This is a genomic window from Vibrio sp. 10N.222.48.A3 (genome assembly GCF_041475345.1).
In the GTDB taxonomy this organism is placed as follows: domain Bacteria; phylum Pseudomonadota; class Gammaproteobacteria; order Enterobacterales; family Vibrionaceae; genus Vibrio; species Vibrio tasmaniensis_A.
Genome location: NZ_JBFRVX010001563.1, coordinates 1 through 856, shown reverse-complemented (window position 1 = coordinate 856; position 856 = coordinate 1). Strand labels below are relative to the sequence as shown.

Genomic DNA, 856 nt, shown 5'->3' with positions numbered 1-856 from the left:
GCATACGAGAATCGAGCTCCTTCTCAAGCCCATGAGAGGCTACAACATCGAGCAATTCACCAGCAGAAACGATTTTTTCACGTCCCTCTTCGTCCTCCATTTTTAAACGACACAGTAGCTCATAGCTCGAAGCAACACCCTTTAAAGAATGAATTTTTTGAGCAAAGCAAAGCAACCTATCCGAGTTAAGTAATTCAACTGCTTCTACTCTAAGGTTCGGTAAGCTATAGAGCATGACCCCGTCTTGTTGCTGCCAATCTTGGTAAGGTTCATTGTTGGACTTTGCTTTACGGCAACAGTATTCAGCTTTGTAAATACAATCTTCGACAGATTCATTAGGACCACTTCGATAACGGCCAAAACTAAAGCTTAGAGCGTTTTCTGTTTCTTGGGTGAGGTTCTGTTCCAACAAATATTCAAGTAACTCCTTGGAAACCGACGTTTGGCAAATTAATACAAATTCATCGCCACCGACTCTATACGCCTTCCCTATGCCTTGTGCGGCTATTTTTTTGAAGCGCATAGCTAAATTTATTATCATTCGATCACCTACATGGTGACCTTGACTATCATTGAGAAACTTCAACTGATTTGCATCAATGTAATAATAACAACGAGAACACTCAATGACCTTTTTATATTCTATAGATTTTCGATTATACAATCCTGTCATGAAATCTTTATCAGAATTAGACAACAATTTCTTATAATCGCCCAAATTAATAACTCTTAATTCCCCAAGATCATAAACACACGCTAATACAAAAGAAGCATGAGACAAGTAGAATAGCGCCTGTATTAAATAATAATACTCAGGTATGAATGAAATAGTCATTGATGATTCAAGAACCACCAC

1 protein-coding gene is annotated in these 856 nt (G+C 38.1%); it reads right to left on the bottom strand.

What is annotated here, in order from left to right; genetic code table 11:
• Positions 1 to 835: GGDEF domain-containing protein (locus tag AB4653_RS27750; RefSeq protein WP_372105853.1), on the bottom strand; the 835-nt coding region annotated here is incomplete at its 3' end.
• Between the last annotated feature and the right edge of the window lie 21 nt (positions 836 to 856).